This is a genomic window from Chryseobacterium salipaludis, assembly GCF_022968825.1.
Classification (GTDB): Bacteria; Bacteroidota; Bacteroidia; order Flavobacteriales; family Weeksellaceae; genus Kaistella; species Kaistella salipaludis.
The window spans coordinates 60,915-74,110 of the sequence record NZ_JALHKS010000005.1 but is presented as its reverse complement, the minus strand read 5'-3'; the positions used below and the strand labels follow the sequence as shown (position 1 = coordinate 74,110).

14 protein-coding genes are annotated in these 13,196 nt (G+C 45.9%); 6 read left to right on the top strand and 8 right to left on the bottom strand.

What is annotated here, in order from left to right; genetic code table 11:
* Positions 1 to 149 precede the first annotated feature (149 nt).
* From MVI27_RS09205 to hutI, 5 genes are all read right to left on the bottom strand, one after another.
* Positions 150 to 950, bottom strand: a complete 801-nt coding sequence (locus tag MVI27_RS09205) for an enoyl-CoA hydratase/isomerase family protein (RefSeq protein WP_246961132.1) — start codon at positions 948 to 950, stop codon at positions 150 to 152.
* A gap of 55 nt (positions 951 to 1,005) precedes the next feature.
* Positions 1,006 to 1,470: a 1,2-phenylacetyl-CoA epoxidase subunit PaaD gene (gene paaD, locus MVI27_RS09200; protein WP_246961129.1), complete on the bottom strand. Its 465-nt coding sequence runs from the start codon at positions 1,468 to 1,470 to the stop codon at positions 1,006 to 1,008.
* 36 nt (positions 1,471 to 1,506) lie between these two features.
* Positions 1,507 to 2,256, bottom strand: coding sequence for a 1,2-phenylacetyl-CoA epoxidase subunit PaaC (gene paaC / locus MVI27_RS09195; protein WP_246961128.1), 750 nt, complete (start codon positions 2,254 to 2,256; stop codon positions 1,507 to 1,509).
* A gap of 84 nt (positions 2,257 to 2,340) precedes the next feature.
* A complete protein-coding gene (paaB, locus tag MVI27_RS09190; protein ID WP_246961126.1) occupies positions 2,341 to 2,622 on the bottom strand; it encodes a 1,2-phenylacetyl-CoA epoxidase subunit PaaB in 282 nt (93 codons plus the stop codon).
* Between the two features lie 118 nt (positions 2,623 to 2,740).
* A complete protein-coding gene (gene hutI / locus MVI27_RS09185) occupies positions 2,741 to 3,970 on the bottom strand; it encodes an imidazolonepropionase (RefSeq protein WP_246961421.1) in 1,230 nt (409 codons plus the stop codon).
* A 137-nt stretch (positions 3,971 to 4,107) separates the two neighbouring features.
* Here hutI and ruvB point away from each other — a divergent pair, with 137 nt between their 5' ends.
* The 4 genes from ruvB (at position 4,108) to MVI27_RS09165 (ending at position 8,377) form a co-directional block, all read left to right on the top strand.
* Positions 4,108 to 5,130 carry a Holliday junction branch migration DNA helicase RuvB gene (ruvB, locus tag MVI27_RS09180; RefSeq protein ID WP_246961124.1) on the top strand — a complete coding sequence of 341 codons (1,023 nt, stop codon included), beginning with the start codon at positions 4,108 to 4,110 and terminating at the stop codon, positions 5,128 to 5,130.
* A gap of 389 nt (positions 5,131 to 5,519) precedes the next feature.
* Positions 5,520 to 6,386, top strand: coding sequence for an MBL fold metallo-hydrolase (locus MVI27_RS09175; protein WP_246961122.1), 867 nt, complete (start codon positions 5,520 to 5,522; stop codon positions 6,384 to 6,386).
* 30 nt (positions 6,387 to 6,416) lie between these two features.
* Entirely contained in the window at positions 6,417 to 7,034 is a 618-nt protein-coding gene (coaE, locus tag MVI27_RS09170) for a dephospho-CoA kinase (protein ID WP_246961120.1), read from the top strand.
* A gap of 77 nt (positions 7,035 to 7,111) precedes the next feature.
* Positions 7,112 to 8,377 (top strand): alkaline phosphatase family protein, encoded by a 1,266-nt coding sequence (locus MVI27_RS09165; protein ID WP_246961118.1) that lies wholly within the window; start codon positions 7,112 to 7,114, stop codon positions 8,375 to 8,377.
* Between the two features lie 51 nt (positions 8,378 to 8,428).
* Here the strand turns inward: MVI27_RS09165 and dinB are convergent, their stop codons facing one another.
* The 3 genes from dinB to lpxK all read right to left on the bottom strand — a co-directional run bounded on the left by dinB (position 8,429) and on the right by lpxK (position 11,583).
* Positions 8,429 to 9,517, bottom strand: coding sequence for a DNA polymerase IV (gene dinB, locus MVI27_RS09160; protein ID WP_246961116.1), 1,089 nt, complete (start codon positions 9,515 to 9,517; stop codon positions 8,429 to 8,431).
* 238 nt (positions 9,518 to 9,755) lie between these two features.
* Complete coding sequence (locus MVI27_RS09155; protein ID WP_246961113.1) at positions 9,756 to 10,574, bottom strand: purine-nucleoside phosphorylase; 819 nt, start codon at positions 10,572 to 10,574, stop codon at positions 9,756 to 9,758.
* Positions 10,531 to 11,583 carry a tetraacyldisaccharide 4'-kinase gene (gene lpxK / locus MVI27_RS09150; RefSeq protein WP_246961109.1) on the bottom strand — a complete coding sequence of 351 codons (1,053 nt, stop codon included), beginning with the start codon at positions 11,581 to 11,583 and terminating at the stop codon, positions 10,531 to 10,533. The genes MVI27_RS09155 and lpxK overlap by 44 nt, the downstream gene beginning before the upstream one ends.
* Positions 11,584 to 11,737: 154 nt before the next feature.
* On the opposite strand from lpxK, the gene MVI27_RS09145 reads away from it, so the two are divergent.
* Both MVI27_RS09145 and coaD read left to right on the top strand, forming a co-directional pair.
* Complete coding sequence (locus MVI27_RS09145) at positions 11,738 to 12,727, top strand: D-alanine--D-alanine ligase (RefSeq protein WP_246961106.1); 990 nt, start codon at positions 11,738 to 11,740, stop codon at positions 12,725 to 12,727.
* Positions 12,724 to 13,194 (top strand): pantetheine-phosphate adenylyltransferase, encoded by a 471-nt coding sequence (coaD, locus tag MVI27_RS09140; protein ID WP_246961103.1) that lies wholly within the window; start codon positions 12,724 to 12,726, stop codon positions 13,192 to 13,194. Before MVI27_RS09145 ends, coaD begins: the two co-directional genes overlap by 4 nt.
* The last annotated feature ends 2 nt before the right edge of the window (positions 13,195 to 13,196 follow it).

Here is a 13,196-nt window from a genome sequence, read left to right as displayed (position 1 = left end):
AGAATTAAACAATACCAAGCGCACAGTCGAAAGTTTTTTTGACACCAACATTCTCTCTGTGGTTTCTCATAACAGTTTATCAACATCTTTAAATTACCATATTCTCAAATCCGCACATTACCCACATTATAAGATTTCCAAATGGTACTCTATTTTCCCTTGTATTCCGGTGCCCGTTTCTCCAGGAAGGCACCAATTCCTTCGCGGAAATCTTCGGACTCCGCTGCCTCCTGTTGCAGAATGCCTTCCAGGTCGAGTTGCTGGCTAAGCGAGTTTCCGTAGGATTCATTAAATGCTTTTTTAGTCAGTGCTATAGCTTTTGTCGGAAGTGCCGAGATCTGTGTCAATACCTGCATCGCGGACTCAGCGAAGGCTTCATTTGGAAAAACATCAGCGATCAGACCCATATTTTTCGCTTCTGTGGCAGAAAGTTTTTTACCGGTAAATGTCAGGTAATTTGCCTGCTGACGGCCCAGTAACTTTGGCAGCCAATATGTGCCGCCGGTATCCGGAATCAAGCCAATATTTACGAAAGCCTGAGAGAAATAAGAAGCTTCCGTCGCCAGGCAGATATCACAAATCAGCGCCAGCATGGCACCCGCACCAACCGCCGGCCCATTGACTAATGAGATAACCGGCTTTCTGCAAGCCGCAATCTCTTTTACCAAGGGGTTATAGTAATCAATGACAATGCGCTGAATAATTCTGTCCTCTTCCGGGTCATTGAAAGACATGGCATCTTTCAGGTTCTGACCGCTGCAAAAAGCTTTTCCACGCCCGGAAATAGCGAGACAGCGAACATCAGGATTTCGGCTGCCGGCATACACGAACTCGCGCAGTTCCTGGAGCAGCACTTTATTTAAGCTGTTGTATGTTTTTTCGTCATTCAGATAGGCAATCTGTATTTTGCCATCAAGTGCGGTCTCGATCTGCAGTTGGGTATAAGTCATATCAGGCGGATTTGTGTTTAGTGATGAGATAAAGGGTTTGGTAAAACAACTCAGTTTAATGGCATTTAAAATAATCAAAAGGTTCCAGGCAGTCATTGCACTGGTAGCTGGCTTTGCAAAGGGTTGACCCGAAGCGGCTGATTTGCGTGGTGTTTTCGGAGCCGCAGCGCGGACATTTTTTCGGTACATCCAGGTGGTCCTGGTCTGCGCCTTTTTCTGGTGGTGTGATTCCGTAAGCGCGAAGTTTCTCGCGGGCTTCATCGGTAATCCAGTCGGTAGTCCAGACGGGCGCAATGCGCGTGGTCACCTTTGCTTCCAGGCCGTGTTCACGAAAAAGCTTCATGATATCCTCTTCAATGTTGAACATGGCCGGGCAGGCAGAATAAGTCGGCGTAATGACGACTTCCGCCGTGGTTTCCGATGTACGCTGCGCCTCGCGCACGATACCGAGTTCCACAATATTAATCACCGGAATTTCCGGATCGGGAATCTGAGCGAGTAAATCAAGAAGATTTTCCATTGGTTTTATCGAAGCAGTTATTCGTGGTGTCCCGGCTTACCAGGCACAGTTTGGGTAGGTGCGCTGCATGTATTGCAGTTCACATAAAATATACCCGAAATATTCTGTATGATAACCGGTGCGCGAACCTTTTTGCATAAAGGTGCTTTCCGGGATAGAGATTCCAAACTCTGCAAAATCCTTTTCTACGGCAGTTTTCCACGCGGTGTGGATTTCGCTCTCGGCCGGAACAATATCCAGTTGTACCAGTTCATGCTCGCCCGGCGTTTCAGCAAACATTCCGGCTGTGTATTCCCACAAAAGGTCTACTGCGTTGTGCAGGCGTTCCTGACTCTCGGGCGTGCCGCCAGCAAACATTTTAATCCAGGTAGCCGTATGGGTACAGTGATACTTTACTTCTTTTAAAGATTTTTCCGCGATGGCGGCCAGCGTTTCATCTGAGCTGGAAAGCAACGCTTCGTACAACACCTTCTGATAGGCTGAAAAGAAATAGACTTTAAGCAAAGTCTGCGCATAATCACCGTTGGGCAATTCCGTGAGCTGGCAGTTCAGGTATTCTTTTTCCAGACGAAGAAAGGCCAGGTCATCTTCGGTTTTCCCGAGATCCTGTACCTGCGCGGCATATTTAAAAAGATTGTTCGACTGACCAAGGTAATCCAGGGCAATATTCGTTAGCGCAATATCTTCCTCCAGATACGGGCCCTGGCCGCAAAGTTCGCCCAGCCGCTGACCCATAATCAGGGTGTCATCTGCCAGTTTCAGTAAATAATGATATAAGGGATTCATATAATCTCAATTTTTAAAAGGTGACGGCTGTACGTCCTGCAAAGTCATTATACGGTGTACATTATACATAGTACAATTTGCAACCTACATATTCTTTACGTCGTTTGGAATTTCATAAAAAGTAGGGTGACGGTACAGTTTGCTTTCAGCCGGATCGAAGAAGGCTTCTTTATCAACACCTTCAGAAGTCACCATATATTTGCTGGGAACCACCCAGATGGAAGTTCCTTCCATGCGGCGGGTGTACACATCGCGTGCGCTTTGTAAAGCCATTTCGGCGGTGGCAGCCTGCACAGTGCCGGCATGTTTATGGGAAAGCCCGGGTTTGGTTTGAATGAAAACTTCCCACATATCTAAATTGCTCATTATGCTAATAATTTTGGGTTAAAAGGTACGTTTTTTAGCGTGGTTTTCAAAAACGATTAACGACTTTGGTAAACTGACGAAACCAGCTTTTTTTTGTTTTGTAACTAAAAAGAACTTTTTAAAACGTAAGTTTATTTCCGTCACAATACACTGCTGCTGGTGTCAGGCTTCCCTGATGATACAGAATATCGTGGAAGTTATTGGTTCTGTAAAGCACAAAATCAGCTTTTTGCCCGGTTTCCAGTTTCCCGCGGTCATCGAGATTGAGCGCATGTGCCGCCCGGAACGTGATGCCGGCCAGTACTTCAGCTGTTGTAAGTTTCTCAAAGGTGGCCAGAATGCTTGCCTGCGTAATCAGATTTCCCATCGGTGCGGACCCGGGATTCCAGTCTGAAGCAATAGCGAGTATTCCGCCCGCATCAAGAATTTTACGCGCGGGCGCGAATTTTTCCCCCAGCCCAAGACTCGCGCCGGGCAAGGCTGTGGCCACGGTATCAGATTGCGCCAGGAACTGCAGGTCCTCTTCAACAGTCGCTTCCAGATGATCAGCGGAATGTGCACCGGTTTCCACCGCAATTCTTGAACTGCCTGGTGTGAATTGGTCTGCATGCACGGTGAGCTGGAAACCCATTTCTTTTGCTTTTAATAAAAAGTTACGGCTTTCCTCCGGCTGAAATGCAGATTTTTCAATAAAGATATCCACGCGCTCTGCCAGTTTTTCTTCCCGGACAGCCGGCAAAATTTCTTTCAGAATATAGGTAAGGTAAGCTTCATTTCCACCCTCAAAGTCTTTTGGTTTTAAGTGTGCCGCTAAACAGGTTGGAATCAGTGTGGCGCAGGTTTGCTCTTGTGCTTTTTTAATCACACGCAGCATTTTCAGCTCATGCTCGACATTAAGGCCGTATCCTGATTTTATTTCAATGGTTGTAATCCCGAGTTCCAACAAACTTTCAATACGCTGGAGGGTTTTTTGGAGCAATTCGTCCGCGGAAGCTTCCCGGGTATGCTGTACGGAACTCCAGATTCCGCCACCTTTTTCCGCAATCTCGAGGTAGGTCTTACCGGCATTGCGCATGGCAAAATCGGTCGCGCGGCTCCCTCCGAAACAAATATGCGTATGTGCATCTGTAAACGCCGGCACGCAAATCATTTCTTCTTCAATCAAATCAATTTCTGCGTCAGGAAATTCTTGCTGCAGTTCTGCATAGGTGGCTGTTTTATAAATCTTTCCATCCTTTATCGCGAGGCCACCGCTGGGAATAACTTCGATTTGTTCATCATTAATTTTTCCGCGCAGGGGTAAACCACTCAAGGTAACCAATTGTGTGAATGGTCCTGTTATCTTTATCATAAACTCATGCAGTACTTATTTGTCTGCAGTCCAAATTTAAAAAAAAATAAGCCAGTTCGGGGCAGAAGCTACCTTGCAGCATTATGTTAATCTGTCGCCAAATTCGTATCTTTGAAGTTAATTCACGACTGAAAATGACCGACTTTCTGCACGCAGATAAAGATAATTATTCCGAGGAGGACCTGAGCCTGGAACGGCGTATCCGGCCGCAGAGTTTTGGCGACTTTGCCGGTCAGCGCAAGACTTTGGATAACCTCGAAGTGTTCGTTGCCGCCGCGAAAAACCGCGGTGCCGCACTGGATCATGTGTTACTGCATGGCCCGCCGGGCCTGGGAAAAACTACGCTGGCCAACATTATCGCGAATGAACTTGGAGTAAACTGCAAAATTACCTCCGGGCCTGTCCTGGACAAACCGGGCAGTCTCGCCGGACTGCTGACGAATCTGGAAGAGAATGATGTGCTTTTCATCGATGAAATCCATCGCCTGTCACCCGTGGTCGAGGAGTATTTATATTCCGCCATGGAGGATTATAAAATTGACATTATGCTGGAAACCGGACCGAATGCACGCAGTGTGCAAATCGGTTTGAATCCTTTTACGCTTATTGGCGCTACCACGCGTAGTGGCATGCTCACCAAGCCGATGCTGGCCCGATTTGGAATACAGTCTCGGTTGGAATATTACACCGTGGAACTGCTGGGCATGATTATCGAGCGCAGCGCACGCGTACTGGGAGTGAAAATCACTGAAGACGCTGCCTTGGAAATTGCCAGAAGAAGCCGCGGTACGCCCCGGATTGCCAATGCTTTATTGCGCCGCGTGCGTGATTTCGCGGAGATCAAAGGTAACGGCGATATCGAAATTAATATTACAAAATTTGCACTGAACTCACTGAATGTGGATGAGTTTGGTTTGGATGATATGGACAACCGCATCATGCGCGTCATGATAGAAAACTTCCGCGGCCGGCCGGTTGGCATTGCTGCGCTGGCGACATCGATTGGTGAAAACCCGGAAACGTTGGAGGAGGTGTATGAACCATTTCTGATACAGGAAGGATTTATCATCCGGACACCAAGAGGTAGAGAAGTGACTGACAAAGCCTATCGCCACCTGAATATTTCTGCACCAAAGAAACCGGATGAGTTGTTTTAAATCATTTTAATCAATTTGTCTTCACTAAGAACGCTAAGGAGAATAATGATTCTGTGCGCATAGTTACTCATCTGTTTTTTCCATTGCTGAGCGAAGCGGCCTAGCATTCAAATTTCTGATCTCATACAGCTTAAATCTTTGCGTTCTTCGCGCTAATGACAAATCATAATTAACACTCAAAACTTGATAAATTCTTTCAATTTATTGAAAGCTTTATTTAACATTTTTATAAAGACAAAATTTGCGACCTTTGCAAATTAAACTGAAATTGACCGGCAGTTCAATATTATAAGAATGACAGACATTTGCGTTTTTATATCTATCGTTATTTTTATAGCTTTAGACTATCAAAGAATTGCAAAGAAATTTCAGTATAAAAACAAGACCTTATGAAATTATACCCAATACAATGCGGAAAATTTAAACTGGATGGCGGAGCGATGTTTGGCGTAGTGCCGAAGTCCCTCTGGGAAAGAACCAATCCGGCAGATGAAAGAAACCTCATTGAACTGGGCACCCGCTCCCTGCTCGTTGAAGACGGTAAAAAACTTATTCTTATTGATACCGGTCTCGGTGACAAACAAAATGAAAAGTTTTTTGGTCATTATTCCCTTTGGGGCGATGACAGTATTGATAAAAGTCTGAAGAAATATGGCTTTGTGCGCGATGATATCACAGATGTCTTCCTGACGCACCTTCATTTTGATCATTGCGGCGGCGCTATTAAATGGAATGCAGACCGTACCGGATATCAGCCAGCCTTTAAAAATGCACATTTCTGGTCTAATGAAGCGCACTGGAAATGGGCCACAGAACCCAATGCCCGCGAGAAAGCCAGTTTCCTGCCGGAAAACATTCTTCCTATTCAGGAAAGTGGCCAGCTGAATTTTTTGCCCACGCCGCAGAATGGAAATTATGGTTTTGCACCGGATTTAAAGATGGACGTGATTTTTGTGGACGGCCACACCGAGAAGCAAATGCTGCCGGTACTGCAATATCAGGATAAAACGGTGGTGTTCGCGGCAGACCTGATTCCGACTGTCGGGCATATTCCACAGGTCTACGTTATGGGATATGATACGCGACCCCTTTTAACACTGGAGGAAAAGGCGAGATTTTTGAAGCAGTGCGTAGATAATGAGTATTTGCTCTTTTTCGAGCATGATGCACATCACGAACTGGCCAGCCTCAAAATGACCGAAAAAGGCGTGCGGCTGGATGAAACCTTCAGCATGAACGAAGTGTTCGGTTATTAACATTAAAAAAAGCTAAGTAAATATAAAATTATGAATAATGATGAGCCCGAACCCAGGGCGAGTACAAAAATTATTGGTATTACCGGCGGGATCGGTTCCGGAAAAAGCACCGTTTCGCAATATATAGAAGAGGCAGGTTTTCCGGTATATTCTTCGGATCTGCGCGCCAAAGAAATTGTGAACGAAAGCGCGGATCTCCGCATTCGGATTTCAGAATTGCTGGGTCCGGATGCCTACAACCATTTAGGCGTGTACGACCGCAAATATGTGGCGGAACGCATTTTTAGTGATGAAGAGCAGTTGCTTCAACTGAACGGCTTAATTCATCCGGCGGTGCGCCGTGATTTCGAAAGTTGGGTAATACGGCAGGAAACTCCGTTTGTGTTTAAGGAAACTGCGTTGCTCTTTGAACTTAAATTAAATGAAAGCTGCTACAAATCACTCCTGGTTACAGCAGATGACAACTGTCGCCTGAAGCGTGTCATGGACCGCGACGAGAAAACGTACCGCGAAGTGGAAGCCGTGATGCTCAAACAAATGCCGGAAAAAGATAAAATCAAGCTGGCAGATTATATCATCTATAATAACGGAACGCTCGAAGATTTACGCACTGAAACGATGCGTTTTCTGGAAGAGTTGACTTCTTGAAAAAATTGCAATAAGTTCCCGGCCCTTCCAAGTGCCGGGAATTTTTGTTAAGCTTAATTAATAGTATTTTTGCATCTATGAAAAACACCGCAACCTTACTTCTGTTATTCTTCTTTGGATGTGCATTCGCACAGTCGGACACGGCTCAAATCATAACGCCCGATCGCAAAAATGCAGCCGTCACCGCCGAAAAGCCTTACGTGATTTTGATTTCAGCGGATGGCTTCCGGAATGATTATATCCGAAAGTATAATGCAACGCACCTGCATCAACTTGCCAGCAGCGGCGTCACTGCCACCGCGATGGTCCCGAGTTATCCTTCCATCACATTTCCTAATCACTGGAGCATTATCACCGGTTTATACCCCGCGCATCACGGGCTGATCGACAACTTTTTTTATGACTACAAGCGACAGCAGCAATACAAGATGAACGATAAGCAAATTGTGGAAGATGGCTCCTGGTATGGCGGCGTTCCGCTCTGGAGCCTGGCTGAGCAGCAGGGAATGATTTCCGCTTCGATGATGTGGGTTGGGTCCGCAAGTGATGCAGCAGGCACGCGGCCAACGTATTATTATCCGTATCATGAAAAGTTTACGCCCGCGGAAAAAGTGGAAAAAGTCCTCAACTGGCTTCATTTGCCTGAAGAGTTCCGTCCGCATTTTATTACGCTCTATTTCCCCGAAGTTGACAGCAACGGCCACCGCTTCGGACCGGATAGCCCCGAAACGGAAGCTGCGGTACACATGATTGATGAGACCGTAGGCCGACTGGTTTCAAAAGTGAAGGAAACCGGCCTGCCTGTGAATATTATATTTGTGGCAGATCACGGAATGATTAAAGTCGACCGCGAGGAAACCATTGAAATTCCACAAATGCTAACGGATAAAAATCGTTTTGATTACTACAACTCTAATACGTTGCTGCGCATCTTCGTGAAAAATTCGGCTGAGGTTCGCGCGGTTTATCGGGAACTTGATGAAAATAAAACAGAAGATTATCTCGTTTTTCTGGCTGACCAGTTCCCCGGGCCGCTGCACTTTTCAAAAGCTGATGACCGCTACGGGCGCATCGGCGATATTATCCTGATGCCGAAAGCGCCCAAAATCTTTTTGGAAGCCGGGCGCAGCACTTCGCTTGGCAAGCATGGTTATAATCCGTTTGAAGTTACCGAAATGAAATCAGTTTTCATCGCCAACGGTCCGGCCTTTAAAACCGGAACGGTGATTACTGATTTCCCAAATGTGGAAGTGTATCCCATCGTTGCCGATATTCTTAACTTAAATATCTCCGAATCAATTGACGGAACTGACGATACTGCCCAAAAAATTTTGAAAAAGTGATTATTTAATTACAGAACAAACGCAGCATTCATCCGGATGCTGCGTTTTTATTTATTCATAGGTTTCTTCTTCGAAAGGTAAGGTGAGCTGCACGCTGACCTGCTTCTTTTCCTGGGTGTTGAGGTTGGAAAGCGATAAGCCCAGCAGCCGGACAGGCCGGTCATATGGCCGCAACTCCCACAGTCTTTTTGCCGTTGCAAGCAGTTGGCCGCTGTTACCGAAATAAGTTTCCGTAGTTGTGCTCCGGGTACACATGCTGAAGTCACGGTACCGGATTTTTAAGGTGAGTGATTTTCCCAAAATTTCTTTTTTTCGCAAGCGTTCTTCCAGTTGGGTGCTTAATAGTTCCAGCTGTGCAAAAACCGCTTCTTCATCCGCCAGATTCTCCCAGAAGGTTTCTTCCACCGCCACGCTTTTGGGCGTACGGTGCGGCCGTACCTCGCTTTTGTGAATGCCGCGTACCACTTGATAATAATAATGACCCGACTTCCCAAAGTGATGTATCAGTTCTTCGAGTGATCTTTCCTTTAATTCCTTTCCGGTGAATATTTTCAGCTCGTGCATCCGGTTGGCTGTCACTTTTCCGATGCCGTAAAATTTCTCAATCGGCAGTGCTTCCATAAACTCCAGAATCTGGCTCGGATGAATGGTTTTCTGACCGTTGGGTTTGCGGTAATCGGAGGCTACTTTTGCCAGGAATTTATTAACTGAAATGCCGGCCGAGGCGGTCAGGCCGGTTTCCTCGAAAATGCGGCGGCGGATTTGTCTGGCGATTTCCTGCGCTGAATCGATGTCTTTCTTATTTTCGGTAACATCAAGGTAGGCTTCATCTAAGGATAAAGGTTCTACCAGGTCAGTGAACTCGTAAAAGATTTGCCGGATTTGGGCAGATATTTCCTTGTACCGCTGAAAACGGGGTTTAACCACAATCAGATGCGGGCATTTTTGCTGAGCAATTCTGCCGGGCATGGCCGAGCGAACGCCAAATTTCCGGGCTTCATAACTGGCGGCGGCAACAACTCCGTGCTGGCCACCACCCACTGCGAGCGCTTTTCCGCGAAGTTCGGGATGGTCACGCTGTTCCACCGAAGCATAGAAGGCATCCATATCCACATGGATAATTTTCCGAACCGTTTCCATACTGCAAAAGTACAGGTTTTAATTTTTTGCAGACTGCTAATATCAGTTTTTAAAACAGAGAAAATGCAGGTGCAGCAATTGATATCCAGCGAATTATCACTTAAATTAATTAAGCCAAAATTTTTTCAAAACTATCAGCTTATACGTTTCAAAAAAATTCTGCTATCTCCGGCAGCTCAATGTTTATAACAAGAGAAAAGCACACCGTCCGATGCGCTTTTTGATTTGAAAGTAAAAGTTACCCGTGATAATTCCGGACCAGGCCTTTCACAATGGCGATTACATTTGGCATTGCTTTTTTCGCCGCCTGCAATACTTCTTCATGAGAAACTTCCAGCGCGATATCCGGTCCGCCCAAATCGGTGATAATCGATAAGCCGAAACATTCCATTCCCTGATGTTTTGCCACAATCACTTCCGGCACCGTACTCATGCCCACGGCATCACCGCCAATTGCGCGAATCATTCCGTACTCTGCCGGCGTTTCAAAAGTAGGACCCTGCAAAGCCACATAACAACCCTGATGCACTTTGATATTTTCAGCTTCCGCCACCTTTAGTGCTGTTTGCAACATCTTTTTATTATAAGGTTCACTCATATCCACAAACCGCGGTCCGAGCTCATCCATGTTCTTGCCGCGCAACGGATGTTCCGGCATCATGTTGATGTGATCGTTAATCAGCATCACATCCGCGACCTGGAAATCAGGATGCACGCCGCCGCAGGCATTGGAAACAATCATGTTCTTAATTCCAAGCTGATGGAAAACGCGCACCGGGAAGACTACCGTCTGGATATCATGGCCTTCATAATAGTGAAAACGCCCGCTCATCAGCAAGACCTTTCTGCCTTCCAGCGTGCCATAAATGAGTTTGCCACCGTGTCCCGCAACGGTTGTTTGCGGAAAATTCGGTATTTCGGAATATTCTAAAGTACAAATGGGCGCCACCTCATCTTTTAAATTCCCCAAGCCGGAACCCAGGATAATAGCAAACTCCGGCGTGTCGTTAATTTTATCTTGAATAAACGCGGCGGTTTCTTTGATTCTGTCCAACATAGTCTAAAATGATTTGGTTAAATGCTTCCTGCTTATCAATATTAACGTGGATCGGCCAGTAGTATACCAGGTCGCGCAATGCATCGAAAGTCTTAAGCCGCACATAATCTTTTTCAGTAGTTAAAAGAATACGGTATTCGCCCAGCTTTTTGTATTCAGCCATAATCTGGCGAATATCCTCGTCCGTGAAATTATGATGGTCCCGGAACTTCAGGTGTTTTACTTTCTTGCTGAAACGGTCCAGATGCTGAAGCAACGGTTTGGGATTAGCGATACCGGTCACCAGCAATACATCGTAGTAGGAAAGATTATTGTCCGGCAGTATTTTATCGCGGCTGTAGAGGTTTTCATCATATCCGATTCCTGAGAAGAAAACATGCTGATTTTCTGTCGGCTTAATCCGTGAAATATAATATTGTTTTTGCTCAGCCGTTAGTTCCGGCGGGCATTTGGAAACCATGATAATGTCGGCACGCCTGGCACCATTCCGGCTTTCGCGCAGGTTACCCGCCGGCAGAAGGTAATCCTTAAAATAAGGATCACTGTAATCCGTCATCAGGATCTGGAAACCCGGTTTAATGGCGCGGTGCTGGTAGGCATCGTCCAGCAGCAGGACACCTAAATCCATGTCATCAATCATTTTTCGCGCGCCGGGTACTCTTTTTTCGGACACACCAATAACGAAGCGGTTTTTGAAACGTTCAAACAGCTGCATGGCTTCATCGCCCACCGTTTTGTAATTGCTGTCGTAATTGGTAATATGGTAACCCTTGGTCAGCCGTCCGTAGCCGCGGGAGAGTACACCGGTTCTGTACTGCCTGGAAAGGAGCTCGGCGAGATACATCACCATCGGTGATTTTCCGCTGCCGCCAACCGAAAGGTTTCCGACATTAATTACCGGAATTTTAAAACCTGTTGAAGAATAGATCCCCCATGAATACAAGGTGTTGCGCACTGCAGTTACCAGATGATACACGAGAGAAAAGGGGTAGAGATACCATCTTTTCATAGGCGTCAAAATTACATTTTTAAAACAGCAATTAAAAATTAGCGGCCATGATTTGAATCTTCTTTTGTTATGAGGTACGTTCACATAAACTTGTGTGGATAGGCCATTTTCTGTAAAAGTATTTATGTAATTTTGCCCGCAAGATTTCCACTGCATGAAAAAGAAAAACGTTGCCGTCGTCATGGGCGGCTATTCAGAGGAGTATAAAGTGTCGCTGAAAAGCGGTGAGCTCATCTTCAGTTCGCTGAACCGTGATCTGTACAATGTGTACAAAGTAGTTATCCTGAAGAAGGATTGGTATTTTATCGATGACCGCGGAAATCATCTGCCGGTGGATAAAGCTGATTTTTCGGTAACGCTGAGCAGTGGTTTTAAAGTAACTTTTGATGTCTGTTTCAATATCATTCACGGGAAGCCGGGCGAGAACGGAGAAATGCAGGCGTATTGGAATACCATCGGACAAAAATATACCGGCTGCGATTTCTATCAGAGTGCTTTAACTTTTAATAAAAAAGATACGCTGGCGGTACTTTCTAAATATGGCATTCCGTCGGCGAAAAGCTTTTATGTACGCGAGGGTGAGCAAATTAATCAAGAGGAAATTATCGCGGAACTGGGTTTGCCGTTGTTCATTAAACCCAATCAGTCCGGCTCTTCGCTTGGGATTTCAAAAGTAAAGGAAGCTGCGGAGTTCGATGCTGCACTCAAATTGGCTTTTGCTGAAGACCAGGAAGTGCTGATTGAGCAGTATCTGGACGGCACCGAAGTTTCTGTCGGCGTGGTGGATTATAAAAACGAAGCTTTGGTGCTCGGTATTACTGAAATTGTACCGCACAATGAGTTTTTCGATTATGAAGCGAAGTACGAAGGCGCATCGGAAGAGATTACACCCGCAAGATTAGATGAAGATACAAGGATGAAAGTAGAGGAAATTGCGAGGCGCGCGTATGTCGCTTTGGGAATGAGCGGTTTTTCTCGTAGTGAATTTATTATAACCAATGGCATTCCGTACATGCTGGAAATGAACACCAATCCCGGTTTTTCGCCGGCGTCCATTTTACCGCAACAGGCAGCGCATTACGGAATGGCGCTCGAGGAACTCTGTGGTAACGAGGTAGAAAAAGCCCTGAATAAAAATTTATGAGAATAGCCGTTTTTCCGGGGTCTTTTGATCCTATTACCTTAGGACATTTTGATATTGTGGAGCGTGCTTATCCGCTGTTTGACAAAATTATTATCGCCATTGGCCAGAATTCGCAGAAGAAATATATGTTCTCGCTGGAGCAGCGCATGCAGTTTATCCGTGAAACATTTGCGAACTTTCCGAATATTGAAGTCGATCATTTCAAAGGGCTGACGGTGGATTACTGCCGCAGCAAAAATGTGCGTTTTATCCTGCGTGGCCTCCGCAATCCGGCTGACTTTGAATTTGAAAAAGCCATTGCCCAGACCAATCGTGAACTCACCAAAGAACAGAAAGTGGAAACGATTTTCCTGCTGACCTCCTCCGGTAAATCATTTATCAGCAGCAGCATTGTCCGGGAAATCATTACCTTCAACGGAAATTATGAAATTATGGTGCCGCCTGCTGTGCGTGTGCCGCGTCCGTAATC

Coding starts and splice junctions, on each gene's coding strand:
- paaB (WP_246961126.1), bottom strand. CDS start 2,622: ATGAGCAATTTAGATATGTGGGAAGTTTTCATTCAAACCAAACCCGGG.
- coaD (WP_246961103.1), top strand. CDS start 12,724: ATGAGAATAGCCGTTTTTCCGGGGTCTTTTGATCCTATTACCTTAGGA.
- paaD (WP_246961129.1), bottom strand. CDS start 1,470: ATGGAAAATCTTCTTGATTTACTCGCTCAGATTCCCGATCCGGAAATT.
- MVI27_RS09145 (WP_246961106.1), top strand. CDS start 11,738: ATGAAAAAGAAAAACGTTGCCGTCGTCATGGGCGGCTATTCAGAGGAG.
- ruvB (WP_246961124.1), top strand. CDS start 4,108: ATGACCGACTTTCTGCACGCAGATAAAGATAATTATTCCGAGGAGGAC.
- paaC (WP_246961128.1), bottom strand. CDS start 2,256: ATGAATCCCTTATATCATTATTTACTGAAACTGGCAGATGACACCCTG.
- MVI27_RS09205 (WP_246961132.1), bottom strand. CDS start 950: ATGACTTATACCCAACTGCAGATCGAGACCGCACTTGATGGCAAAATA.
- MVI27_RS09165 (WP_246961118.1), top strand. CDS start 7,112: ATGAAAAACACCGCAACCTTACTTCTGTTATTCTTCTTTGGATGTGCA.
- dinB (WP_246961116.1), bottom strand. CDS start 9,517: ATGGAAACGGTTCGGAAAATTATCCATGTGGATATGGATGCCTTCTAT.
- MVI27_RS09155 (WP_246961113.1), bottom strand. CDS start 10,574: ATGTTGGACAGAATCAAAGAAACCGCCGCGTTTATTCAAGATAAAATT.
- MVI27_RS09175 (WP_246961122.1), top strand. CDS start 5,520: ATGAAATTATACCCAATACAATGCGGAAAATTTAAACTGGATGGCGGA.
- coaE (WP_246961120.1), top strand. CDS start 6,417: ATGAATAATGATGAGCCCGAACCCAGGGCGAGTACAAAAATTATTGGT.
- lpxK (WP_246961109.1), bottom strand. CDS start 11,583: ATGAAAAGATGGTATCTCTACCCCTTTTCTCTCGTGTATCATCTGGTA.